We start from the raw sequence: 20161 nt of genomic DNA, 5'->3' as shown, positions 1-20161 counted from the left end.
CATGGACACGACCGCGCTCGCGCACTCGTTCGCGAAAGACCTCATCGCGCACCGCAACAAGCTCGCCGGGAAGGCGGAGGACGCCGTCCGCGCCGAGTACGCGCTCAACCGGGTGGCCTCGTCGCTGGACGAGCAGCACGCCGCCTACCACAAGGAAAGCACCACCGTCCTGGGTCACTGGGACGGCCACGGTTCCGACGGCTTCAAGCACAACAGCGCGAAGCTGACGAAGGAGCTGAAGGTGACCGGCACCGCGGGGGCGGCGGCCGAGAAGATCGTCGCGCACATCGCGTCCACAGTGGACAGCGGGCACACGGCCGTGCAGCGGCTCGTCGACGAGTACACCGCCAAGGCCAAGCAGCTCCTCGACGCCGGCACCACCGCCGGGACGCAGGCCGCGCTGATGCGGGCCGTCGGGCACGCCGCCGACCTCGCGCCGCACTACACGCGGCAGTCGGCGTCGACCCTGCGGCACGTCGACGCCGAGCTCAAGGCGGCGGCGAAGAAGCTGCACACGTTGCAGAAGGACCTGACGCACGACGGCGTCATGGACAAGGCCGTGGCCAAAACCGAGGCCACGCACGCCAAGAAGCCCCACGGTGGCGGCACGAGCAAGGCGTCCGCCAAGGGCAAGGATGTCGTGCACGCGGCGCGCACGCAGCTGGGCGTCCGGGAGAACCCGCCGGGCAGCAACAAGAACCCGTACGGGCCGACCGCCGCGTGGTGCTCGTCGTTCGCGACGGCGATGTGGCGCAAGGCCGGGGTGAAGATCCCGATCCTGCCCTTCAGCGGCGACGTCTACCACTGGGGCCAGGAGAACGGGCACGCGTACGGCAAGAACTCGCTGCACGACGCGCGCCCGGGTGACGTGCTGATCTTCGGCACCGGCCCGCAGAACACCACGACGAGCACGCACATCGGCATCGTCGAGAAGGTCGAGGGCGACAAGGTCACGATGATCGAGGGCAACTCCGGGGACGCGGTCCGCCGCAACACGCACACGCTCTCGTCGTCGACGTTCTACGGAGGGGTCCACCCGTGATTACCGGAAAAGCCGCCGACCGGACGGTCGCCGTCGAGGTGGCGCCCGGCGGCGCGCTGCAGGAGCTGACGCTGGAGGCGTCGGCGCTCCGCCTCGAGCCGGACGAGCTGGCCCGCCGCATCCTGCTGCTCACGGCGGCGGCGTCCGCTCGCGCCACGGCGTCGCTCCTGCACACCCTGCCGGACGGCGACCTGGACGCGCTCGGCCTGAGCGCGCCCGGGGAGCCGGCGGAAGAGACGACGCCCGAGAGCTGGCGAGCCCAGTGAGCGCCGAGCGCACGGCCGTGGAGCTGGCCGGCGACGCCTTCGCGGCGCCCGACCCGGGCTACGGCGCCCGGCTGGCCCTGATCCGCGCGGCCGCGGCCGCCGACGGCGTCTCGCTGGCAGTGGACCTGCACGGGTCCCTGGTGGACCTGCGGTTCGACCGGTGGGCCCTGAACCGCTCACCAGGGGAGCTGGCGGCCGTGGTGAAGCGCCTGGCGGCCGAGGCCGCGACCGACGCGCTGCGGCAGGGGCGGGAGGTGCTGGGCGAGCTGCTGCCCGAGTCCTCGCCTGCCGAGCGCGTGTGGGGCCCGGAAACGCGCCCCGTCCGGCTGGCGCGGCTGGACCGGGACGACGACGCGTTCGCCCCGGCGACCTGGGCCACCTGACAAGCCGCTAGCGGGCGTCGTCGGTCAGGCGGGTGACGCGGTCGGCGAACCAGGCGTCGTCCGCGGGGGTCACCATCACCCACGGCTCGCCGCCGACGTTCTCCGGTGTGACGGCGTAGCGGCCCGCCGCCGTGTCGAACCAGGCCAGCACCGGCGTGCGGCCGGCCGGGCCGGTCGCGGCGAGCTGGCCCGCGGCGTAGCGCTCCGCCGTCACGAGTGTCGCGAGTGGACGGATCGACCGGCCGGTGATCCCGGCGGCGCCCAGGGCTCGTTCGAACGCGTCGTATCCGGACTGCGCGTACGCGTTCATCGCCGTCGCGTACGCCGCGCGCGGCAACCGGAGCTGCTCGCCGGGGCCCGGGGGCAGCGAACCGAGCATGCGCGTCACCGCCGGCACCAGGTCGGCGGCACGCATCGGTTCCAGCACCAGGTCCCGCTCGTCCAGCACGGCCAGTACCCCGGCCGGGCCCCGGACGGCGGCCAGCAGCCGCCACGGCGCCTCGCCGAGCACCAGCGCGTCCACGCTCAGCGCGGGCGCCCCGAGCAGCACGAACAGGTCCGCCAGCCCCGGGTCGACGGCGTCGCCGTCGGTGAGACCGGCCTCGGTGAGCCCGGCGAAGACGCGCACGCCCAGGTCGTCGCGCTCGGCGTGGGTGGCGCCGTGCGCCGGCACGTCGAACGGGTACGGCGGCGGCCCGCCCGGCCCCAGGTCCTCCCAGAGGAGATCGAACTCCAGATGCGACAGGATCACTCCCGCCGCCGTCGCGGTGCGCCGCGCCATGGTCCCCCTTCCCGTGGGATGCGGCCGCCGTCGGGCACGATGGTGCCGATGGCCGAGCCGCACTCAGTCGACGTACCCGCGACCGGGTACCTCGTCGTCCGCGCTTCGGGCGCCGCGGCCGCCCGCGCGGCCATCCTCGGCGGCCCGGCCGCGCCCGAGAGCGTCCAGCTGCTGCTGCGCTGCCCGGTCCCGCGTGCCGTCGCCGAGTCCGGCGCGAAGCTGACGTTCGCCGACGCGACGCTGCACCTGCAGCCGTCCGGCGTCGTGATGCTGACCGTCGCGGCGGCGAAGCTGTCCATCTCGTTCGCCGAGCTGCGGCCGCTGATGTTCCGGCCCGTCGAGGTGGCCGCGCCGCTGCGGTCGCTGTTCGCCGGCGCGGTCGCGCACGTCCTGGCGGCGGGCCCGCGGCTGGACCCGCACGGCCTGGCCCACCACCTGCTCGGTCTCGCCGAGCTGGTGCTGCGAAGCGCGCTTCGCGTCGAATTGGACCGCGTCGACGCGCTCGCCGCGCGAAGGCGCGAAGCGGTGGAGTACATGCGCGCCCACCTGGGCGAACAGTCGTTGAGTGCGGACCGGATCGCCGAAGCGCTGTACATCTCGCGACGGCGGCTGTACCAGCTGTTCGACGACGGCCAAGGCGTCTCGGAACGGCTGAAGGGGCTGCGGATCGAGCGGGCCAAGGTGCTGCTGGCGGACCCGGCGAAGGCGGGCCGCGGGATCGCGGAGGTCGCGCGCGACTGCGGGTTCATCAGCGCCCCGCACTTCTCGCGGACGTTCCGCCGCGCCACCGGGCGGACGCCGCGCGAGTTCCGGGAGCAGGCGCTGCGGGGCTGACGCATCAGCGTCTCGCACTTCTGGCGGCGCCCGCGCGGGGTTCGGCCGGGGTCAGGTCGACGCCCGCGACCAGCGTCCCGGCCAGGCCCGCGACCTCCAGCCAGCCGCGGCCGCCGGGGGAATGCAGGGTGAACACGGCCGCGCGAGGGCGGTCCGGGTCGAGCACGACGGCCTGCAGCTGCGCACCCGACAGGCCGATCCGCTCGACGATCACCACCGGGTAGCCGCGGCCGGTGCGGGCGCTGCTGACCTCGCGGATGCCCGGCGTCTTGTCGGCGACGAAGTGGCCGAGGTCCGCGGCGGCGGTCTCGTCGAGCAGGCCGTCGACCGTGACGACCCCGGCGATGAGCAGCGCGGGATCGGCGTCGCGGCGCTCGACCAGCGCCAGCAGGCCCGCCCGCTGCTCGTGGGCGATCTCGGCGGACTGCACGGCCGCGGCTTCCAGGCCCAGGTCGCGGGCGGCGTCGGGGCCGCGCAGCCGCACCATCAGCGCGTGCAGCTCGGCGGTCGTGCGCTCGACCGAGGCCAGGCTCACCGGGCTGATCCCCGGCACGGCGGGCAGTTTCACCGGCCACCCAGTGCCGCGGTGAACGCGCCGACGGCGCCGGCGGGCGGCGTGACCGGCGCGACGGGCGCGACGGGCGTCCGCGCGACGGTGACGCCCAGATCGCGACCGGCTTGGGAGAACGTGTCGAGATGGGTTGCCAGGCCACGGAAATCCGGTGCGCTGGGCAGCGGGGCGCCGTCGCCGAGGGACCGCAGCCGTTCGGCGACGCGGGCCGCTTCGGTGCTGTGGACGCGTTCGAGGTCGCGAGCCTGGTCCAGCAGGCGGTCGAGGTCCCGTTGCGCGGCCGCGAGCCGGCTGCGAGCCGCGGTCAGTTCGCCTTCCGCGCCAGGGGAGAACTGGACGGTCGTCTCGGCGCGCTCGACGTCGTCCTGGGCGTCGACGACCGCGCGCCGGGCGGTGCCGGCCCGGTGGTCGAGGTCTTCGGCCTGACGGCGGTGGGCCGCGAGGACACCGGCCCAGTCGTCGAGGACGGCGGCGGCCTTGCGGAGCGCTCCGGGCACGGCGTCGAGGCCCGCGCGGGTGCGCCCGGCGCGGTCGGCGAGGGCCTGCGCGGACCGGCCGGCCCACTCGGGGATCTCGCCGGGCGTGGGAGCGTCGCCGAGCTTCGCGGCGGCCGCGACGCAGCGACGGGCCGCTTCGGCGACGGCGTCCGCGCTGCCGGGGACGGGGTCGAAGCCGAGACCCCGGAACTCAGCCATCGGCACGGCCGGAATCGCCGAAAACGGCCGGGCCGAACCGGTGGGTGTTGCCGGGGTCGGTGCGCCGGGTGGGGGTTCGGCCGAGGTTGTCGCCGAGGGGCTGGCCGGCGTCGGCGGGCTGGTGGGGTTGCGCCGCGGTCTGGCCTGGGGCGGTGGCAGGGGCGTGGTCGAGTTGAGCGGGCCAGCGCGGTTGTGTCGTGGTCTGGCCTGGGGCGGTGGCGGGGGCCTGATCGGCGTCGGCGGGCCGGAGGGGTTGCGCCGCGGTCTGGCCGGGGGCGATGCCGAGGGTCTGGCCGGTGTCGGCGGGCTGGTGGGGTTGCGTCGTGGTCTGGCTGGGGTCGGTTGCGGGGGCCTGGTTGGGTTCGGCGGGCCAGTGCGGTTGTGTCGTGGTCTGGCCTGGGGCGGTGGCCGGGGCCTGGTCGGCATCGGCGGGCTGGAGGGGCTGCGCTGCGGTCTGGCTTGGGGCGGTGGCGGGGGTCTGGTCGGCGTCGGCGGGCCGGAGGGGTTGCGCCGCGGTCTGGCCGGGGTCGTCCGAGCCAGGCTGTGCGGTGATGCGGCCCAGTGCTTCCGCCGCGCTCGCGTCCGCGCCGCGGAACGCTTTCGCCGCCGCGTGGACGCTGTCCGCCGTTGCCGCGTAGTCCGTTCGCACGGCTCGTATCTTTCCCGACCACTCGCCGGTCAGCGCGGTGAGTGCGGCCGCGACCGTCGGGGGGCCGAGGTCGCCGCTTGCCGTCGCCTCGACGTCGGCCGACGCCGCCGCGAACTCGTCGGCCGTGTCCACCAGGCGCACCGCCAAGGCGTCCAGGGCGGCCGGGTCGGCGTGGAACCCGGTCATTCGCCGAACACCGGGGGGTAGGCCGGGGGCAGGTCGTCCAGCAGGTCGTAACCGTTGGCGTACTTGTCGCGGTGCTCGGTGTCGTCCTCGCCCCGCGCGCCGCCTTGGCCGGGCGGGTACATGCCGTAGCCGCCCGCCGAGCCGCGACCGCCGGTCGCGCCCGGGCCGAAGCCGGACGTTCCGGCGCCGAACCGGCCCGTGCCCGCCCGCTCGCCCTCGCCGAGCCCGCCCGTGCCCGCACCAGCACCGGCGCTGGCGCCGCTGCCCGTCAAGCCCGGCATGCCCGCGAAGCCGGGGACCGAGCCGGAACCGGGGCCGCCCGCGCCGATCACGCCGTCGAGACCGGAAAGCCCGGGCAGTCCGCCGACCCCGCCGGGCACGGACCCGGTGAGCGTGCCCGGCAGCACGCCCGCGGTCGTCGTCGAGTCGTCCGGCAGGCCGCCGGAGCCGTGGTCCGGGCCGGGCGAAGGCGTAGGAGACGGCGACGGCGTGGGTGAAGGCAAAGGCGAAGGCGCGGGAGGCACGCGGGGCACCACCGGGTCCTCACCGTTCGCGCTCACCTGCGGCGCGGCGTCGAACGCCGGCGGGAGGCGGTGCCGGACCTCGTGGCTCGCCCCTTCGTACTGCTCCATCACGCGCACGGCTTCGGCCTTCGCGTCGTCGGCCTGCTTCTTCGTGGGGAGCTTGTCGTCGAGCAGGTCGTTCAGCATGTAGGTGCCCTCGGGGCCGTCCAGCCGCTTGACGGCGTAGCCCTCCTGGAACCACCGCTCGGCCCAGTAGTGCACCGGCTCCGGCATCTTCCGCCGGGCCTCGCCGATCGCCGAGGTGTAGGTGTCGAGGCCGTCGCCGATGCTCCGGGCGTTCTCACCCGCCGTCGCGGCCCAGCCCGTCAGCTTCTGGATCGAGTCCGCGGCCTGCGCGGCCGACGGCCCCCGCCACGACAGCAGCAGCTTCTGCACCGTCGCGTGGACGTCGCCGGTGGCCGTGTCGACGCCCTTGGCGAGCTCGGCCCACCGGTGCGCCTGCTCGCCGAGCTTCGGCGGGTCGGCCGACTGGACCATGTCCCACATCTCGCGGTGGTCGTAGCTGTCCCAGTTGATCCGCCCGAAGGCGTCCTCTTGCCGGTTCGCGATCTTCTCCCGGCGGACGCGCCGCGCCTTCGCCTTCTCGCGCTTCGTCGGCTCGTGGTTCGTGGAGTGGTAGTCAGGCATCCTGCGCCCCCGCGCTCGCCGCCAGCGTGGCTGCGGCTTCTTCGTCGTTGCGGCGGTGCGAAGCGGCGACGGTGTCGAGCGCCTGTCGCAGCGAAGCCAGTTCGGTCAGGTAGGACTGCAACGCCGTCTGCACGCCACCGGCCTCGGCGCCCCCGCGCAGCCCGAACGACGCGCGCATCCAGTGCGAGACCGGCCCCTTGCCGTCGGCGAGCGGGACGCCCAGGTCCTGGGCGTTGCCGAGGTAGCGGGCGACCTCCTGGTACCGCTCGTCGAGCGCCTTCTGCGCGGCGGCGATCTCGGCGTAGTCCAGCGCGAGCACGTCACCGCCGTCGGCGACGAGCGTGGCCGAGCCGGCGCCTTCCGGCTTCGCGACGGTCGAGGCCTTCTCCCGCGGTTCGTGCTGGTCCTGCTGCTCCTGCCGCTGCTGCGCGCGCAGCTGCCGCCGCGCGTCGGCCTCGTCGCGCACTGTCGCCATGGAGGTCCTTCCCTACGCCACCCAGGCGTCCATCTTGACCAATGGGCCGCCCGGAGACCAGCGACACCCCCACCGCTGCACAGGTGGACACGAACAGTGCACGAACCGGATAGGGCAGGATGTCCGAATGATCCGCCGCGCCCTGACCGCTGTGCTCGCCTCCGCCGCCGTGCTCCTGCTGCTCACGCCGCCGGCGTCGGCCCACACCGAGCTGACGTCGAGCTCGCCCGCGGAAGGCGCGTCGCTGGCCGAGGCGCCGTCGCAGGTCCAGCTCACGTTCGAGGAGCCGGTCACGCTGCCCCCGGACGCCGTGAAGATCACCGGCCGCGACGGCACCGCCTGGCCGGTCAGCACCCCGGTGGCGGCCGGCAACGTCGTGACCGCGCCGGTGACGCCGGCCGGGCCCGCCCAGGCCTACACGCTGACCTGGAAGGTCATCGCGAAGGACGGCGACAACGTCACCGGCACTCTCCACTTCACCCTCACGGCCGCGGCTTCTGCGGCGCCGGCGACGCGCGCGGCGATCACCGAGGCCGCGCCCACCTCGCCGGCCCCCGTCGTCGGTGTGGACACCAGCAGCTTCCCCGGCTGGGTCTGGATCGTGGTCGCCGTCGTCGGCCTGCTCGCCGTGATCGTCGTCGGGCTGCGCTTCCTGCGCGGCGGCGGCGGCCCGAAGGCCTAGTCCCGCGGCACCGTCACAACCCACCGCTCCGGACGCCGGCGCAGGTAACCCCACCAGTACAGCGCCGCCACCAGCAGCACCCCGGTCGTGATGCCCAGGTCGAGGGCGCTCTGCTCGACCAGGATGTAGACCAGCGCGGCGACGGCGAGCACCGGCACGACCGGCCACGCCGGCATCCGCCAGACGTGCGGCTTCCGGTGCGCGGCCCGGCGGGCGCCGAGCGCGGCGGCCGCGACGCTGAGGTAGAGCGCGACGACGGCGACCCCGGTGACGCCGTTGAGCGTGTCCACCGGCACGAAGCACAGGACGGCCTCGGACAGCCCCGTCACCAGCGTGGCCACCCACGGCGAGCCGTACCGGCGCCCGACCACGCTCATCGCGCGGTTCACCGGCTCCGGCCAGGCCCGGTCGCGGGCCGAGGCGAACAGCACCCGCGAGTTCTGGATGACCATGACGATCACGGCGTTCACGATCGCCGCCGCGATGCACAGGCTGATCGCGACGCCGACGCCCGAGTTGCTCCAGCTCGTGACGAGCGCGCTCAGGTCGAGCCCGGCGAGCGACGCGGCGTCCGGCACGGCGAGGGTGATCGCGACGACCGGGACCAGGATGACCAGCGCGCTGACGCCGAGCGTCCAGAACACCGTCCGGACGACGGTCCGGCGCGGTTCCCGCATCTCCTCGGCGAGGTAGACGGCCGTGCTGAAGCCCTGCACGACGAACAGCGCGACGGCGAGCCCGGCGATCACCGCGATCGGCCCGATCCCACCGGTGCCGAGGCTCGGCTCGACCAGCACGGCCGGGCTCTGTGAGGTGTGCGTGAAGCCGAGCAGCGCAACGACGAAGATGGCGACCAGTTCGATGACCAGGAAGATCCCGGTGATCCAGGCGTTGGAGCGCAGGTTGAGCAAGCCCATCACGGTCGCCGCCAGCATCACGATCGCGCCGGCCACCGACGGGTCGATGGCGACGGCCGCGGCGAGGTAGTCCGCGACGCCGATGGCGATGATCGGCGGCACGACGAGGATGACGATCACCGACAGCATGAACGTCAGCCAGCCGGCGAACCGGTTCGCGACGGTGGTCACCATGGCGTATTCGCCGCCCGCGCTCGGGACCAGGGTGCCCAGCTCGGAGTAGCAAAAGGCGACGCCGACGCAGAGCAGCACGGCGAGGGTGATGGTGAGCGCGGTGCCGGTGCCGAGGTCGCCGAACAGCGGGGGCACCAGGACGAACAGGGACGACGCCGGCGTCACGCAGCTGAGCGTGAGCAGCGTGCCGCCGCCGACGCCGATGGAGCGGGTGAGCGTGCGGGGTCCGGCGGGGGTGGTGGCCGTCGCGGTGCTGGGCGGGACAGGGGTGCGGGGCATGGGCGTTCCCTCCGGCCGGGGCAAGGTGCGACGGATGGAACAGCACTGATTCGGTGTTGTCAACGCCACGAATTCGACTAAATCCGTTGTCTGTGATCGTCAGTGCTTTCGTATTCGGTGACCATCCGTGATCGAATCGCCGGGTTTGCCTCGCGTCGCCCGCGTCAGGGATGATCCCGGGCGTGAGCAGCCAGGACATCCCCAGCCGGCCGGCGCCGCCGGTGCTCGACGACATCTCGCGGCAGATCATCGCGCAACTGCAGGAGGACGGCCGGCGCGCGTACGCGACCATCGGCAAGGCCGTCGGCCTGTCCGAGGCCGCGGTGCGCCAGCGGGTGCAGCGGCTGTCGGACTCCGGTGTCATCCAGATCGTCGCCGTCTCGGATCCGTTGCAGGTCGGGCTGTTCCGGCAGGCGATGATCGCGATCACGGTGGACGGTCCGCTCGAACCGGTCGGCGACGCACTGGCCGAGATGGACGAGATCGCCTACGTGATCCTCTGTGCCGGGCGCTACGACGTGCTCTGCGAAGCCGTCTGCGCCGACGATGAGGCCCTGCTCGAGCTGATCTCGACGCGCATCCGCGCGCTGCCGGGCGTCCGGCACGCGGAGGCGATGGTCTACCTCAAGCTGCGGAAACAGACTTACCAGTGGGGCACTCGCTGACCGTGACGACTAAATCCGAAGGCAAGATCGCTCCTTTGGTCGATAATTAGTTGTTGATGATGGTGACGGCGACCGGATCGCTTGCGTAACGTCGATGGCGCGTGCGATAACCGAGCCATGACCACAACTGCCGACCCGGCCGCCACCGTCGACGCCGCGGCTCTCGCCCAGTCCGCCCGCAGCAACCTCTGGATGCACTTCACCCGCCATTCCGCTTACGACACCACCGACGTCCCGGTGATCGTGCGCGGCGAAGGCGCCTACATCTGGGACGCCCGCGGGAAGCGGTACCTGGACGGGCTCGCCGGCTTGTTCGCGGTCCAGGTCGGCCACGGCCGCGAGGAGCTCGCCGAAGCCGCCGCGCGTCAGACGAAACAGCTCGCGTACTTCCCGCTGTGGGGTCACGCGCACCCGTCGGCGATCGAGCTGGCCGAGCGGCTGGCCGCCGCGTCGCCCGGCGACCTGAACCGCGTGTTCTTCACCGTGAGCGGCGGCGAGTCGGTCGAAACGGCGTGGAAGCTCGCCAAGCAGTACTTCAAGCTCGTCGGGAAACCGACCAAGCACAAGGTGATCAGCCGCGCGCTGGCCTACCACGGCACCTCGCAGGGTGCGCTGTCGATCACCGGCATCCCCGGCGCGAAGGCCGACTTCGAGCCGCTGGTGCCGAGCACGATGCGCGTGCCCAACACGAACTTCTACCGCGCCACCGAGCACGCCGACGACTACGCCGCCTACGGCCGCTGGGCCGCCGACCAGATCGAGCAGGCCATCGAGTTCGAGGGCGCGGACACCGTCGCCGCCGTCTTCCTCGAGCCGGTGCAGAACACCGGCGGCTGCTTCGTCCCGCCGCCCGGTTATTTCGAGCGCGTCCGCGAGATCTGCGACAAGCACGACGTCCTGCTGGTGTCGGACGAGGTGATCTGCGCGTTCGGCCGGGTCGGATACGACTTCGCCGCCAAGCGCTACGGCTACCAGCCGGACATCATCACGACGGCGAAGGGCCTGACGTCCGGGTACGCGCCGCTGGGCGCGGTGCTCGCGAGCGAGCGGCTGATGGACCCGTTCACCCGCGGCGCCACGACGTTCATGCACGGCTCGACCTACGGCGGGCACCCGGTGTCGTGCGCGGTGGCGCTGGCCAACCTCGACCTGATGGAGCGCGAAGACCTCTACGGCCACGTGCTGGCGAACGAGTCCGCGTTCCGGTCCACTTTGGACAAGCTGACCGACCTGCCGATCGTGGGCGACGTCCGCGGCGCGGGGTTCTTCTACGGCATCGAGCTGGTCAAGGACAAGGCGACCAAAGAGACGTTCAGCGCGGCGGAATCCGAGCGCGTGCTGCGCGGTTTCCTGTCGGACGCGCTGTTCGAGGCCGGCCTGTACTGCCGCGCCGACGACCGCGCCGAGCCGGTCGTGCAGCTGTCGCCGCCGCTGATCTGCGACCAGCGCCAGTTCGACGAGATGGAGCAGATCCTGCGCGACACCCTGACCCAGGCCTGGAAACTGCTCTAGCCGCTGCGGCCGATCAGGTGACAGCCGGAGGCGCGGCTAAACCGGGCACCGGTTTCGCGGGTTGCCGTCGTGCCCGGCCACCGAGCCGGGTTCGGGCACGTGTGCAGCGGCGTACCAGTACGCTCCCGGAAACAGCGCGCTGTACTGGCAGTCCTGTTCGTGGGCCGACAACAACGAGGCGTACTTCACCCCCCATCTCGGCAATGCCTCCGACTGCAACTGGATTCCGTCCCGGGTCACCCGTGTGCCTCCATCACCAACTTCGCCGTTCCGGCTCGTTCGGTCCGGCAGACGCCGAGCGACACGTGCGTCCTGCACCGCACGCGGGCGGCTTACGCCTCCGTCGGCTACCCCAACGGCGGCGATGCCGCGATCAGTGACACGCTCCAGGTCCAGTAGCCGGGTGCCTGCCGGGAAAGTCGTGTTCGTGCGGGTCGGTTAGCCCGGACGGGCAACGAATCTGCGGGGCGCCCGCCCGGCTGGGTACCGTGGATCTTGGGACCGGGGGAGCGGCCGTCGCCGGCCCGACTGCGACGTCGGCCGCGCACCCGGGAGGACTCTCGATGACCGCGACCACGGACACCCCGCGCCTGCCGTTCGCGCGGCCGAACGTCCTGGAGATCGCTCCGCTCTACGAAGTGCTGCGGCGCGAGGGGCCGGTGGTGCGCGTGACGACGCCGGTGGGTGATCCGGCGTGGCTCGTCACCGGCTTCGACCAGGTGCGGACCGTGCTGTCGGACCCGCGGTTCGGCCGCTCGCACCCCGCGCCGGAAGAGGCGTCGTCGCTGTCGGACGCGGCGATCCTCAGCCGGCCGCAGGGTGACCACGACACCGAGCACGCCGAGCACGCGCGGATGCGGAAGATGCTGGTCCCGTCGTTCTCCGCCAACCGGATGCGGCGGCTGGCCGGCCACGTCCAGGAGCTGGCCGACGGCTGCTTCGACGCGATGGACCGGGCCCGCGCCGAGCACCCTGGGGAGCCGGTCGACCTGCACGAAGTCCTCTCGTTCCCGCTGCCCGTGCTGGTGATCTGCGAGCTGCTCGGCGTCCCGTACGAGGACCGCGACACGTTCCGGGTGCTCTCGGAGCGGATGGGCCGCACGGACATCGGGACCGGCGCCGACGCCGCGCTCGACGAGTTCGCCGAGTACATGGGCCGGCTCGCCGCGGCGAAGCGGCGCCACTCGACCCAGGACGTCGTCTCCGACATGGTCCGCGCCCAAGCCGACGACCCGTCGTTCAGCGACGACGACCTCGCCCGGCTCGCCGCCGGCCTGCTGTTCGCCGGCCACGAGACGACGTCCAACCGGATCGACCTCGGCGTGTTGTTCCTGCTCACCGACCTCGCCCAGCGTGACGCGCTCGCCGCCGACCCCGAGGGCCGCGTCCACGGCGTCGTCGAGGAGATCCTCCGGATGTCGGCGCCGGGTGGCCTCGGCCTCCTGCGGTACGCGCACGACGACGTCGACCTCGGCGGCGCGGCGATCGCCCGCGGCGACGCCGTGGTCCTGTCGATCAGTGCCGCCAACCGCGACGAGTCCGTGTTCCCCGGCGCCGCGACGTTCGACCCGGAGCGCAAGCCGAACGGGCACGTCGCCTTCGCCTACGGCGGCTGGTTCTGCATCGGCGCCAGCCTCGCCCGCACCGAGCTGCGGGTGGTGTTCGGCTCGCTGTTCCGCCGGTTCCCGGGGCTGCAGCTGGCCGTTGGGGTGGATGAACTGGAGGTCCGGACGAATCGTGTCACCGGGGGAGTGGACCGCGTGCCGGTCCTCTGGTAGACCGAAGCGGCTTCGACGCCGTTATCACCGGAAAGTCAGGACAGCATGGCCCTGTGGGACAAGCTCGGAATGGACGACAAGCTCGTCAAGGTGCTGAAGGAGATCCCACCGGGCCCGGAGGCCGAGGACTTCGGCCCCGCCTTCGTCACGATCCACCAGCTGGCCGTCGAGCTCGACCAGCGGTTTCCCGAGGTGCGCCGGCAGCTGGACGTGCCGTTCGGCGGTGGCGCGAGCCGGCACGCCGGGCTCGTCGAGCTGCTCGGCAAGGAGCTGGTCGACAAGATCAAGCGCTACGGCGACGTCTACCCGATCGAAGCCGCGCAGCTCTCGTCGGTGCGGTTCCGGGAGCTGCGGCTGCGCGGTCCGGGCGGGCGTGACCTGGTCGGCGCGTCGCGGACCGACCTGCCGCTGATCCGCCTGCGGGCCAAAGACAAGCCCGAGGACTGAGCGATGCTCCCACCGCCGCCGGTCCGGGTGATGGTCGCCGAGCGCGACCCCGGCGTGCGGGACCGCCTGAGCGGGATCCTCGGCGAGGCGGACGGCATCGAGGTCGTCGGCTCGGTCGGTGACGCGACGGCGACCCGCGCCACCCTCCGGCGGCGGCTGCCCGACGTGGTGCTGCTGGACCCGCGCCTGGCGCCGCTGGAGCCGGTTTCCCGGCGCCCCGCGGTGGTCGTGCTGGCCACGTTCGACTCCGAGGCGGGGATCCTGCGCGCGCTGCGGGACGGCGCGGCGGGGTTCCTGCTGCGGTCCGCCCGGCGCAACGAGCTGATCAAGGTGGTCCGGCTGGCGGCCGACGGGCACGTGGTCCTCTCGCCGGACGCCTCCCGCCGCCTGGTCTCCGCGGCGACGCGCCTGTCCGGCCCCCGCGACGAGCGGCTGGCGCGGGTCGACCTGCTGTCGGAGCGCGAGCGGGAGGTGCTGGTCGGCATCGGCTCGGCCCTGACGAACGCCGAGATCGCGACGCGGCTCGAACAGCCGGAACCGGTGGTGCGGACCCTCGTCACGCAGGTCGTGAAGAAGCTCGGGTGCGCGCACCGGACGGAGGCCGGGCTGCTGGCCATCGAACGCGGCCTCTGCCGCTGACGCCCCTGCCACTGACGACTCTGCCGCTGACGGAGGCGCCGTGAAGGGCACCCTCAGGGACATAAGAGCCCTGAAGGTGCCCCTCACGACCTTCGTCAGAACCCGCCGAGGCCGTTCGGGACGCCGACGCCCGTGGGGGCGTCGTAACCCGGGGCGGCCACGCACAGGTAGTCGCCGCCGCACTTCGTGCCGCCGCCGACGGGATCGTTGTTCCCGGCCGTGATGTCGACGAACTGCGACGCCCGCGCGTAGAGGTCGGCCGGCTGCGCGACCCCCGCGCGGCCGGACCGGCCGTACAGCCCGGCGACGAACGGCGCCGACGCGCTGGTGCCGTTCACCGGGAGCCAGCCGCCCACGTCGGTGTTGTAGATCGCCAGGCTGTCGGCGACCGCCGCGACGTCCGCGACCGTCCGCTTGCCGCAGTGGGTGTCCTTCTGCCACTTCGGTTTCGCGATGTAGGCCGAGCAGCCGCTGCCGCCGTAGGCCCACGCCTGCTCCGCCCAGCCGCGCGCGGAGTCCGGGTCCCGCGCCAGCGACGTCCCGCCGACCGCGACCGTCGTCGCCAGCGCGGCGGGGTAGCTCGCCGCGGTGAACCCGGAGTCGCCCGAGGAGGCCACCACCGTCACGCCCGGGTGCCGGTAGTGGCTCGCGAACGCCAGCTGCGCGCCGCCTTCGCGCGAACCGTAGCTGTTCGACACCACCTTCGCGCCCAGCCGGACGGCGGTGTCCTCGGTCTCGGCGAGGTCGGCGAACCCGGGGGTGGTGCCCTCCACGACGACGATCCGGCACGACGGGCACGCCGCGGACACCATCGAGACGTCCAAAGTGGACTCGATGGCCCAGCCGAAGTCGGCCGCCGGCAACGGCGTCGCGGCGCCCTGCTGGTTGACCTTCCGGAAGCAGCCGTTCGCCGTGGTGCACGGCGGCAGGCCGTACTGCGCCCGGTAGGTGGCCAGGTCGGCCTCCAGGTCGGGTGCGTCGTAGGCGATCGAGATGCCGACGACCGTGTCGGGCCCGGTGCTCGCAGGCAGCCGGTAGGCCGAGGCCAGGTCGTCGGCACCCCAGCCGACCGGGCCGTCGGCCAGGGCGCGGGTGGCCCCCGGCGTGAACGTGGTGAGGCAGCGCAGGACGCCCGGCCCCGCGTCGGGACAGGCCGCGCGCGGCCCGGGTGCGCCGGCCGCCGCCGGAGCCAGTGCGATCGCCGCCGCGCACACGGCGGTCAGTGTTCCTGCCAAACGGATGTACACAGTGGACACTCCCTTTAGGACGCGTAGACGTGGTAGGCGGCGGTGATCGTCTCCGCGACGGTCGCCCCGGTGGCGTCGGACGCGGTGACCCGCAGCGAGACGTCCGTGCCGCGGAAGGTGTCCGTGGTCGAGGCGAAATCCGCGTGGTAGACGCCGTTGCCGCGGGCCGTGACGGCCGCGTCCTGCCAGGTGGTGCCGTCGGTCGAGTACTGCACGGTCGCCCCCGTGATCGCACTCGCGGTGGCCGACTGCAGGTGCCCGGCCGTGAGGTCGAGGCCCTGCGGCCCGGACGCGGTGGAGCCGTCCGGCCGGAGCCCGCCGACCGCGTACCCCAGCGTCAGCAACGGCTCGACCGCGCAGGACCGGTCCGGCCCGTCGGCCCCGCGCGCGCAGTACAGCGCCTGCGGGAGGGTGCCGCCGTCGACGTGTTGCGACTTCCACGTCCACTCGGTGTGGCCGGCCGTGCTCTGGTGGTACATCGGGCCGGTGCGGCCCGCGTCGAGCGTCAGCCCCAGCGTTGACGGCCCGGCGCCGACCTCCTGTTCCAGGTTGAGCGCGAAGCCGCCGACCGGGTCGCCCTCGGCGACCGTCGTGCCGTCCTGGGTCAGCGTGTAGTGCCCCGTGATCGTGTCGCGCGACTCGCCGTAGTAGCCGAAGCCGGTGTGGCCGGGTTCGTTGTCGCTGAACGGCGTGATGGCGAACCGCAGCAGGTCGCCGGCCCGCGTCGCGGCCGGCTGGGTGTACACGGTGGCGTCGTCCAGTGGCTCGAGGGCGACGGCACCGGCCGGGTGCAGCGGGAACCGGTTCCAGCCTTCGGTGACGGCGGTGCCGCCCCGGTAGCCGTGGAACGCCTCGTACTGGCCGCCGGCCCAGCCGGGGAACGGCCCGGGCAGGACGTACTTCGAGAACCCGCCGAACCAGACGAGGTCCGGGGCGGCCGAGGCGTACTCGGTCTGCCGCCGCGGCAGGTCGATCGGGTGCGACGGCCGCCCGCTGGTGTCCTCGAAGGCGAACATGCCGCTGCGCTGCCGCAGGCCGGCCGAGGCGTACTCGCTGTAGTAGGTGGCGTCGACCGCGGCGACGTCCTTCGCCGTGATCACGTACCGCTGCTGCGGGATCGTGCCGGCGCTCGCCTTCTGCAGCACGTATTCGTACGGCGTGCCAGGTCCGGGCGGGGACACGAGCCGGCTGTACGGGTAGGTCTGCAGCGCCCCGGTGGTGACGGGTTTCGCCGTCGGCGACACCGAGATCGGCACACCGGGACCGGCGTCGAAGTCGACGAGCAGCGCGGGCCCGGTCTTCGCGGCCCGGCGGAACAGGAACCCGGTGTCGTCGAGCAGCGCCGGCCGCGGGGTCACCCAGGTCAGCTTGCTGGTGGCGCGTTTCGCGTCGACCCGGACGGTGGTGTCGGCCTTCACCGCGAACTCGGGCTGCGCGCTGAAGCGCAGTTCGGTCGGGTTGCCGTCGGCGTCGGCGGTCCAGAAGACGCCGAGCGCGCTGTAGTTCCCGTCCGGCGCGCTGAACTTCGCGGTTCCCCCGGCGAAGTAGTTGTAGTTCTCGTTCGGGTCCAGGGTGTTGCCGTCGTCGGTGTTGTAGAGGAACGCGATCCCGGTGTCGGCGGGTTTCCCGCCGATGTCCTTGGCGTCCACCGAAACCGTGCGCATCACCGACCGTGGCTGCGCTTTCGGCTGCTTCGCGCCCTTGAGCGCGAAGCTCGCGCCGTCGGCGAAGAGCCCTTGCCCGCCGAAGTGGCCGCGGGCGTTGTCCTCCTTGAACTGCTTCGCCAGCGCCGCACCGAAATCGGGCTTCGGGGTGTCGACCTGCCCGCCGGCCAGCAGCGCCTTGACGTCGAACAGGCTCAGGTCGAGCCCGCGCCCGAGGTAGGGGAGCGCGGTGCCGGGAACCTCGTAGTCCCGCCCGCCGAGGCGCAGGTGCACGAGCGCGCGGGCCATCCCCTTGGCCGCGGCGGGCTGGACGTCGAAGGTGTCCCGGCCGTCCGGAGCGGTCCGGACGGTGACCCGGTCACCGGTGATGAGCGTGGCGGTGGCCGCCGCGGTCGTCGCGCTCGCGGGTGGCGGGGCGAGCCCGGTCAGCCCCGCCTGGCCGGCGAGCAGGACCGCGAACACCGAAAGAGTTCTTCGCACTGGCGCCTCCGTGTGGTGGTTGATCACCACTACGACGAGCCAGTCGCCGGGACCGTTGAGCCCGGTTCCCGAACCTGCCGGAAGTTACCTCGAACGGCTCAACCACCCAGAGTCAGGAAGAGTGGACCGCCGGCACCGGCCGGGCGACGCCGAAACCGCCGTACGGTCCGGCTTTCGCGCGCTTGCGGACCTCGTCGAAGTGCCGGTGCACCGCCTCCGCCGCGGCGTCCGGGTCGCGCAGCAGGAGGGCGTCCACGATCACCTGGTGCCGTTTCGCGGTGGCCGTCGGCGAGGCGGCCGGGCCGCCCAGCTCGCCCTCCGCGATCCGGTAGACGTCCCAGAACAACCCCGTCAGCTCGCGCGCCAGGTCGAAGCCGGCTTCCGCGCAGATCAGGTCGTGGAACTCGCGGTCGGCCTCCGCCGCGTCCGGGCCCTTGCGGCGCATCCGGGCGACGCACGCCTGCAGGTCCTCGATCAGCTCCGGCCGGTGCTCGACGGCGACGCGGCGGGTCAGCTCCGTCTCCAGCATCTCGCGGACTTCGAGCAGGTCGCGCAGGCGGCCGACGTCGGTGGCGCCGCGGGCGCGGGTGCGGAACAGCAGCCACGTCTGCAGCGACTCCGAGCCCGCCGACCCGACGAACGTGCCGTAGCCGTGGCGGATCTCGACGATGCCCAGGGCCTGCAGGGCCTTGATCGCCTCGCGGATCGAGTTGCGGCTGACGCCGATGTCCTCCATGAGGCTCAGCTCGGTCGGCATCGGCGCGCCCGGCGGGAGCTCCCGTTCGACGATCAGGTCGATGATGCGCTTGGTGATCTCTTCGCTGCGCTGCGGACGGGCCACTGCTGTCCTCCCCGGATGCGTCGTGAGAGGACATCCTACGTCATACGTCCCGGGACTCTTGACCGGCACACGCCCCCGTCCTAAGCTCACGCCGGTCATAGGACGTCCCATGTCCTACCGTTCGAGGCCCGCAGGAGACAGCGATGTCCCAGAGCCCGTCGCTCAGCCGCCGCCAGGTGCTGCGCTACACCACCTTCGCCGGCGCGGCCCTGGCGTTCCCCACCGTGCTCGCCGCGTGCGGCGGTCCGGCGTCCACCAACAAGACCGGCAGCTCGACCGGGTCGCTGACCGCCGTGATCGGTTACGGCAACAACCAGACGTGGGACCCGCTGCAGACGGCGTCCGCCTTCTCGATGGCCGCGATCCTGCACTGCTACGAGTCCCTGGTGGAGGGTGACCCGATCACCCGCGCGCCGTTCCCCGGCCTGGCGAAGGCCCTGCCCGCCGACGCGAGCGGCACCAGCCTGAAGTTCGAGCTGCGTGACGGCGCGAAGTGGCACGACGGGCAGCCGGTGACCGCCGACGACGTCGTCTTCACCTACGCGCGGGCGCTCGATGACCAGGAGAACGTGCTGATCCACAGCTTCTTCGCCACTTGGCTGCGGGAAGTGCGCAAGACCGGCGACCGCGCGGTCGAGTTCGTCCTCAAGTTCCCGTTCCCGTACGCGCTGCAGCGGATCCAGTGCTGCAAGATCGTCCCCAAGCACGTCTACGACGGCAAGTGGGCCGACGCCGCGGCGGGCAAGGTCGTCGGTTCCGGGCCCTACAAGATCGTCGAGCAGGCCCCGCTGTCGCACACGAGCTTCGAGAAGTTCGCCGACTACAACGGCCCGCGCCCGGGCGCCTACGACAAGATGCTGTGGAAGTCCATCGTGGACTCCGCACCGCGCGTCGCCGCGATCTCCGGGGCGGCACCGGACGCGCAGATCGCCGAGAACATCCCGCCCGCCAACGCCGACCAGCTGCGCAAGGCCGGCCGGACCGTCGAGTTCGCCGACGGCGGCAACAACCTCTTCCTGCTGTTCAACACCGCACACGCGCCGTTCGACGACAAGCTCGTGCGCCAAGCGCTGCACTACGCGATCGACAAGAAGAAGATGGTCGAGATCGGCCTGAAGGGCGCCGGCTCGCCCGGGACGTCGTTCATCAACCCGAAGCTCCCGTCCTCGCAGCCCGCGGCGCAGGACTTCGCCTACAACCCCGACAAAGCGAAGTCGCTGCTGCAGCAGGCGGGCGCGACCGGGCTGAAGATCACGCTGTCCACGACCAACACCTCGCTGGTCGCCGACTGCGTCAAGGTGATCAAGGAGGGCTGGGACGCGATCGGCGTCCAGACCACTTTGGACGCCCAGGACACCAAAGCGCTCTTCTCGAAGCTGGACGCGGGTACCGACTTCCAGGTCGTGGCCTCGACCAACAACCCGCTGCAGTTCGGCAACGACCCCGACCTGATGATCCGCTACTACTACGACGCGAAGTCCATCCTGACGGCGAAGTACGCGCGCTGGACCGGCGCCGACGCCCAGGCGCTGCTGGGCCTGCAGGACCAGGCCGCGGCGGAGACGGACGAGGCGAAACGCACGAGCCTGAACAAGCAGCTGCTCGACGAGATCTCGGAGCAGGCCGTCATCTACCCCGTGGTGTTCACCCAGCTCGGGACCGCGTGGGACCCGAAGGCGATCACCGGCGTGCACGCCCAGGGCTACCCGGGCATCTACCTGAACCAGGCCAAGCCCGCCTGAG

At 72.6% G+C, this 20161-nt stretch carries 21 protein-coding genes; 11 read left to right on the top strand and 10 right to left on the bottom strand.

Going from position 1 to position 20161, the window contains the following annotated elements; translation table 11 throughout:
- Nucleotide 1: 1 nt before the first annotated feature.
- The 3 genes from MUY22_RS41305 to MUY22_RS41295 are packed head-to-tail and all read left to right on the top strand — an operon-like array spanning nt 2 to nt 1691.
- The gene (locus MUY22_RS41305) at nt 2-1042 is read left to right on the top strand and encodes a CHAP domain-containing protein (RefSeq protein ID WP_247052626.1); all 1041 of its coding nucleotides are present in this window, start codon (nt 2-4) and stop codon (nt 1040-1042) included.
- Nucleotides 1039-1308, top strand: a complete 270-nt coding sequence (locus MUY22_RS41300; RefSeq protein ID WP_247052625.1) for a YbaB/EbfC family DNA-binding protein — start codon at nt 1039-1041, stop codon at nt 1306-1308. Before MUY22_RS41305 ends, MUY22_RS41300 begins: the two co-directional genes overlap by 4 nt.
- On the top strand, nt 1305-1691 hold the full coding sequence (locus MUY22_RS41295; protein WP_247052624.1) for a hypothetical protein: 387 nt from the start codon (nt 1305-1307) through the stop codon (nt 1689-1691). Before MUY22_RS41300 ends, MUY22_RS41295 begins: the two co-directional genes overlap by 4 nt.
- Before the next feature lie 7 nt (nt 1692-1698).
- On the opposite strand, the gene MUY22_RS41290 is transcribed toward MUY22_RS41295, so the two are convergent.
- Nucleotides 1699-2472: an ESX secretion-associated protein EspG gene (locus MUY22_RS41290; protein ID WP_247052623.1), complete on the bottom strand. Its 774-nt coding sequence runs from the start codon at nt 2470-2472 to the stop codon at nt 1699-1701.
- Nucleotides 2473-2520: 48 nt separating this feature from the next.
- On the opposite strand from MUY22_RS41290, the gene MUY22_RS41285 reads away from it, so the two are divergent.
- Complete coding sequence (locus MUY22_RS41285; protein WP_247052622.1) at nt 2521-3306, top strand: helix-turn-helix transcriptional regulator; 786 nt, start codon at nt 2521-2523, stop codon at nt 3304-3306.
- A 4-nt stretch (nt 3307-3310) separates the two neighbouring features.
- On the opposite strand, the gene MUY22_RS41280 is transcribed toward MUY22_RS41285, so the two are convergent.
- From MUY22_RS41280 to MUY22_RS41260, 5 genes are read right to left on the bottom strand one after another with little or no spacing between them, the layout of a single operon-like run.
- On the bottom strand, nt 3311-3874 hold the full coding sequence (locus tag MUY22_RS41280; RefSeq protein WP_247052621.1) for a hypothetical protein: 564 nt from the start codon (nt 3872-3874) through the stop codon (nt 3311-3313).
- Nucleotides 3871-4572 (bottom strand): hypothetical protein, encoded by a 702-nt coding sequence (locus tag MUY22_RS41275; RefSeq protein ID WP_247052620.1) that lies wholly within the window; start codon nt 4570-4572, stop codon nt 3871-3873. Before MUY22_RS41275 ends, MUY22_RS41280 begins: the two co-directional genes overlap by 4 nt.
- Complete coding sequence (locus tag MUY22_RS41270; RefSeq protein ID WP_247052619.1) at nt 4565-5407, bottom strand: hypothetical protein; 843 nt, start codon at nt 5405-5407, stop codon at nt 4565-4567. Before MUY22_RS41270 ends, MUY22_RS41275 begins: the two co-directional genes overlap by 8 nt.
- Complete coding sequence (locus MUY22_RS41265; RefSeq protein WP_247052618.1) at nt 5404-6618, bottom strand: WXG100 family type VII secretion target; 1215 nt, start codon at nt 6616-6618, stop codon at nt 5404-5406. Before MUY22_RS41265 ends, MUY22_RS41270 begins: the two co-directional genes overlap by 4 nt.
- Complete coding sequence (locus MUY22_RS41260; protein ID WP_247052617.1) at nt 6611-7093, bottom strand: hypothetical protein; 483 nt, start codon at nt 7091-7093, stop codon at nt 6611-6613. The genes MUY22_RS41265 and MUY22_RS41260 overlap by 8 nt, the downstream gene beginning before the upstream one ends.
- A gap of 127 nt (nt 7094-7220) precedes the next feature.
- On the opposite strand from MUY22_RS41260, the gene MUY22_RS41255 reads away from it, so the two are divergent.
- The gene (locus MUY22_RS41255; protein ID WP_247052616.1) at nt 7221-7775 is read left to right on the top strand and encodes a copper resistance CopC family protein; all 555 of its coding nucleotides are present in this window, start codon (nt 7221-7223) and stop codon (nt 7773-7775) included.
- On the opposite strand, the gene MUY22_RS41250 is transcribed toward MUY22_RS41255, so the two are convergent.
- Complete coding sequence (locus MUY22_RS41250; protein ID WP_247052615.1) at nt 7772-9145, bottom strand: APC family permease; 1374 nt, start codon at nt 9143-9145, stop codon at nt 7772-7774. The two genes, MUY22_RS41255 and MUY22_RS41250, sit on opposite strands and share 4 nt — an antisense overlap.
- Before the next feature lie 182 nt (nt 9146-9327).
- Between MUY22_RS41250 and MUY22_RS41245 the strand changes: the two genes are divergently transcribed.
- From MUY22_RS41245 to MUY22_RS41225, 5 genes are all read left to right on the top strand, one after another.
- Nucleotides 9328-9810 carry an Lrp/AsnC family transcriptional regulator gene (locus MUY22_RS41245; RefSeq protein WP_371827538.1) on the top strand — a complete coding sequence of 161 codons (483 nt, stop codon included), beginning with the start codon at nt 9328-9330 and terminating at the stop codon, nt 9808-9810.
- A gap of 117 nt (nt 9811-9927) precedes the next feature.
- Nucleotides 9928-11322: an aspartate aminotransferase family protein gene (locus tag MUY22_RS41240; protein WP_247052613.1), complete on the top strand. Its 1395-nt coding sequence runs from the start codon at nt 9928-9930 to the stop codon at nt 11320-11322.
- Between the two features lie 563 nt (nt 11323-11885).
- Complete coding sequence (locus MUY22_RS41235) at nt 11886-13100, top strand: cytochrome P450 (RefSeq protein ID WP_247052612.1); 1215 nt, start codon at nt 11886-11888, stop codon at nt 13098-13100.
- 45 nt (nt 13101-13145) lie between these two features.
- Nucleotides 13146-13547, top strand: a complete 402-nt coding sequence (locus MUY22_RS41230) for a hypothetical protein (protein ID WP_247052611.1) — start codon at nt 13146-13148, stop codon at nt 13545-13547.
- A gap of 3 nt (nt 13548-13550) precedes the next feature.
- Nucleotides 13551-14186, top strand: coding sequence for a response regulator transcription factor (locus MUY22_RS41225; protein WP_247052610.1), 636 nt, complete (start codon nt 13551-13553; stop codon nt 14184-14186).
- Between the two features lie 95 nt (nt 14187-14281).
- Here MUY22_RS41225 and MUY22_RS41220 read toward each other — a convergent pair whose 3' ends face one another.
- The 3 genes from MUY22_RS41220 to MUY22_RS41210 form a co-directional block, all read right to left on the bottom strand.
- A complete protein-coding gene (locus MUY22_RS41220; RefSeq protein ID WP_247052609.1) occupies nt 14282-15433 on the bottom strand; it encodes a S8 family serine peptidase in 1152 nt (383 codons plus the stop codon).
- 14 nt (nt 15434-15447) lie between these two features.
- Complete coding sequence (locus tag MUY22_RS41215) at nt 15448-17577, bottom strand: hypothetical protein (RefSeq protein WP_247052608.1); 2130 nt, start codon at nt 17575-17577, stop codon at nt 15448-15450.
- Between the two features lie 112 nt (nt 17578-17689).
- Entirely contained in the window at nt 17690-18418 is a 729-nt protein-coding gene (locus MUY22_RS41210) for a FadR/GntR family transcriptional regulator (RefSeq protein ID WP_247052607.1), read from the bottom strand.
- Between the two features lie 143 nt (nt 18419-18561).
- On the opposite strand from MUY22_RS41210, the gene MUY22_RS41205 reads away from it, so the two are divergent.
- Complete coding sequence (locus tag MUY22_RS41205) at nt 18562-20160, top strand: ABC transporter substrate-binding protein (RefSeq protein ID WP_247052606.1); 1599 nt, start codon at nt 18562-18564, stop codon at nt 20158-20160.
- Nucleotide 20161 lies beyond the last annotated feature (1 nt).

This window comes from Amycolatopsis sp. WQ 127309 (genome assembly GCF_023023025.1).
GTDB lineage: Bacteria > Actinomycetota > Actinomycetes > Mycobacteriales > Pseudonocardiaceae > Amycolatopsis.
This window is presented reverse-complemented; position numbering and strand designations above follow the sequence as displayed.

Excerpts from the sequence above, each read along its gene's own strand:
- MUY22_RS41305 (WP_247052626.1), top strand. The coding sequence starts at position 2 with ATGGACACGACCGCGCTCGCGCACTCGTTCGCGAAAGACCTCATCGCG.
- MUY22_RS41290 (WP_247052623.1), bottom strand. The coding sequence starts at position 2,472 with ATGGCGCGGCGCACCGCGACGGCGGCGGGAGTGATCCTGTCGCATCTG.
- MUY22_RS41285 (WP_247052622.1), top strand. The coding sequence starts at position 2,521 with ATGGCCGAGCCGCACTCAGTCGACGTACCCGCGACCGGGTACCTCGTC.
- MUY22_RS41275 (WP_247052620.1), bottom strand. The coding sequence starts at position 4,572 with ATGGCTGAGTTCCGGGGTCTCGGCTTCGACCCCGTCCCCGGCAGCGCG.
- MUY22_RS41270 (WP_247052619.1), bottom strand. The coding sequence starts at position 5,407 with ATGACCGGGTTCCACGCCGACCCGGCCGCCCTGGACGCCTTGGCGGTG.
- MUY22_RS41265 (WP_247052618.1), bottom strand. The coding sequence starts at position 6,618 with ATGCCTGACTACCACTCCACGAACCACGAGCCGACGAAGCGCGAGAAG.
- MUY22_RS41260 (WP_247052617.1), bottom strand. The coding sequence starts at position 7,093 with ATGGCGACAGTGCGCGACGAGGCCGACGCGCGGCGGCAGCTGCGCGCG.
- MUY22_RS41255 (WP_247052616.1), top strand. The coding sequence starts at position 7,221 with ATGATCCGCCGCGCCCTGACCGCTGTGCTCGCCTCCGCCGCCGTGCTC.
- MUY22_RS41250 (WP_247052615.1), bottom strand. The coding sequence starts at position 9,145 with ATGCCCCGCACCCCTGTCCCGCCCAGCACCGCGACGGCCACCACCCCC.
- MUY22_RS41240 (WP_247052613.1), top strand. The coding sequence starts at position 9,928 with ATGACCACAACTGCCGACCCGGCCGCCACCGTCGACGCCGCGGCTCTC.
- MUY22_RS41235 (WP_247052612.1), top strand. The coding sequence starts at position 11,886 with ATGACCGCGACCACGGACACCCCGCGCCTGCCGTTCGCGCGGCCGAAC.
- MUY22_RS41230 (WP_247052611.1), top strand. The coding sequence starts at position 13,146 with ATGGCCCTGTGGGACAAGCTCGGAATGGACGACAAGCTCGTCAAGGTG.
- MUY22_RS41225 (WP_247052610.1), top strand. The coding sequence starts at position 13,551 with ATGCTCCCACCGCCGCCGGTCCGGGTGATGGTCGCCGAGCGCGACCCC.
- MUY22_RS41205 (WP_247052606.1), top strand. The coding sequence starts at position 18,562 with ATGTCCCAGAGCCCGTCGCTCAGCCGCCGCCAGGTGCTGCGCTACACC.